This window comes from Limnoglobus sp., assembly GCF_059499385.1.
In genome coordinates, this window is the sequence record NZ_JCABYM010000071.1 from 1 (window position 1) to 2,872 (window position 2,872).

At 72.9% G+C, this 2,872-nt stretch carries 1 protein-coding gene; it reads left to right on the top strand.

Annotated elements, in window-relative coordinates; translation table 11 throughout:
* Window positions 1-234: 234 nt before the first annotated feature.
* The gene (locus AC5JJ2_RS13205; RefSeq protein ID WP_495858462.1) at window positions 235-2,796 is read left to right on the top strand and encodes a DUF1592 domain-containing protein; all 2,562 of its coding nucleotides are present in this window, start codon (window positions 235-237) and stop codon (window positions 2,794-2,796) included.
* The last annotated feature ends 76 nt before the right edge of the window (window positions 2,797-2,872 follow it).

Below are 2,872 nucleotides of genomic sequence, written 5' to 3' on the forward strand. Positions count from 1 at the left end.
GGGGGGGGGGGGGGGGGGGGGGCCCCCCCCCCCGCCGCTCCCCGAACCGGAAACGTCCCGCCCCTCGGAGGGAGGCGTTCCCCCACACCCTAACCCTCTCCCCCCGCAAAGCCGGGGGAGAGGGGATAAAACCGAGGCACGACCTTCGCGGGAAGCCCGTTGCCTCCGCGGCCCCGGCGTGCGAAGATGCTCCTAGCGGCCCGCCCGGCCGTCCCGCCTCGGAACCCGCCACGCATGACCGCTCGCTTCCCGACCCTCTTCCTCCTGGCGACCGTTCTCGTCCCGCCGGCCCGCGGGGAGGACGTGAGGCCGTTCCTGGAGGCGCACTGCACCCGCTGCCACGACGCCGACCGGAAGGCCGGGCGGCTGGACTTGACCGCGCTGAAGTTCGACCCGACCGACCGGGCCTGGGTCCGCGTCCACGACCGCGTCGCGGCCGGCGAGATGCCGCCGAAGGCCGCCGACCAGCCGGAGCCGGCCGACCGCGACCGGTTCGTGAAGCAGGTGGCCGACGGGATCACCGCGGCCGAGGCGAAGCGGGTCGCGGCCGAGGGCCGGGCCACGCGGCGGCGGATGAACCGGCAGGAGTACGAGTACGCCGTCCGCGACCTGCTCGCCGCCCCGTGGCTGCCGCTCCGCGAGGCGCTCCCGGAGGACGCCGTCGCGCACGGGTTCAACACCGTCGGCGACGCCCTCGACGTGTCGCACGTCCAGGTCGCCCGCTACCTCCACGCCGCCGAGTTCGCGCTCCACGCGGTGACGATCACGGCCGCCGCGCCGCCGAAGGCCGGGCCGCAGCGGTTCTACGCCCGCGAGCAAGGCTCGTTCACCCGGCGGATGACGTACAGCGCGTTCAACACCGCCCCGGAGCGGGCGACGTACCCGGTGCTGGGGACCGCCGGCCAGCCGGACGTGCGGGCCGGCAAGGCGAAGATGACCGTCGGCGCGGCCGACCCGAAGACGCGAGAACTCGAAGGCGTCGGCCTCGTCCAGGGGGCCTACGAGCCGGTGCAGCCGAAGTTCGACCGGTTCAAGGCCCCAACGGCCGGCCGGTACAAGTTGAAGGTCAACGCCCTGTCCGTGTGGGTCGGGCCGAACGGCGCGAACGCGAACCTGAAGGACCCGGCGAAGCTGTCGCCGAGGTGGTTCATCCCGAACCTCGACGACATCCGCCCCGGCCGGCGGGACGAGCCGGTGACGCTCTACTCGGAACTGCCGCCGAACCAGCTCCGGCGGCTCGGCGCGTTCGACGTGACGCCGGCGGCGAAGGTCCACGAGATGGACGTGTACCTGCTGGAGGGGGAAACGATCCGGCCGGACGCCTCGCGGCTGTTCCGCTCGCGGCCCGGCGACGTGCGGTGGCAGAACCCGCTCGCCGAGCCGGACGGGCAGCCCGGCGTCGTCTACCGGTGGCTCGAAGTCGAAGGGCCGATCCACGACACGTGGCCGCCGCCCGGCCACAAGCTCCTGTTCGGCGACCTGCCGATCAAGGACGGCGAAATCATTTCCGCCGACCCGAAGGCGGATGCCAGGAAGCTGCTCGCCGGGTTCGTGAAGAAGGCGTACCGCCGGCCGGTCGCGAACCGCGAGTTGACGCGGTTCCTGCCGCTCGTCGAGGCGCGGCTGGCCGAGGGCGCATCGTTCCGCGACGCGATGACGGTCGGGTACACGGCCGTCCTCTGCTCGCCGGAGTTCCTCACGCTGCACGCCGAGCCGGGGCCGCTCGACGACCACGCGCTGGCGGCCCGGCTGTCGTTCTTCCTGTGGAACTCCGCCCCGGACGCCGCCCTCCGCGCCGCCGCCGACCGCGGCGAGTTGCGGAAGCCCGACGTGCTGTGGGCGCAGACCCAGCGGCTGCTCGCCGACCCGCGGGCCGGGCGGTTCGTGAACTCGTTCCTCGACTACTGGCTCGACCTGCGGAAGATCAACGACAACTCGCCGGACTCCGGGTTGTACGCCGACTACTACCTCGACGACCTGCTCACCGACTCGGCGGTCGAGGAAACGCGGCTCTACTTCGCCGAGATGCTGCGGGCGAACCTGCCGGCGACGGCGGTGGCGACCTCCGACTTCGCGTTCGTTAACGAGCGGCTGGCGCAGCACTACGGGCTGCCGACGGTGGACGGCGTGCAGCTGCGGAAGGTGGCACTGCCGAAGGGCAGCGTCCGCGGCGGGCTGCTGACGCAGGCGAGCGTGCTGACGGTGACGGCCAACGGCACGACGACCTCGCCGGTCGTCCGCGGGGCGTGGGTGCTGGACCGCGTCCTCGGCACGCCGCCGACCCCGCCGCCGCCGGTCCCGGCCGTCGAGCCGGACCTCCGCGGGGCGACGACGATCCGCGAGCAACTGGCGAAGCACCGCAACCAGGCGAGCTGCGCCGCCTGCCACGCGAAGATCGACCCGCCGGGGTTCGCGCTGGAGGCGTTCGACGTGATGGGCGGGTTCCGCACCAAGTACCGGGCGCTGGCCGAGAAGGCCGACCGCGCCCCCGGCTTCGGCAAGAACGGCCAGCCGTTCTATCACAAGGACGCGCTCCCGGTGGACGCGGCCGGCGAGTTGCCCGGCGGCCGGACGTTCACGGACGTGATCGGGCTGAAGGCCCACCTCGCCGCGGACGACCGGCAACTCGCCCGCAACCTCGTGCGGCAACTGACCGTGTACGCGACCGGCGCGCCGGCGTCGTTCCGCGACCGCGCCGCCGTCGAGGCGATCTTGAACGCCACGAAGCCGACCGGGTATCGCACCGCCGACCTGATCCACGCGCTCGTCCAGAGCGAGCTGTTCCGCCACAAGTAGGCGTGTAGCCGCAGTCCTTTGTCTTGTTCCCTCCCCCCTTGGGGGGGAGGGTTAGGGAGGGGGGTAGCCTTCCTCC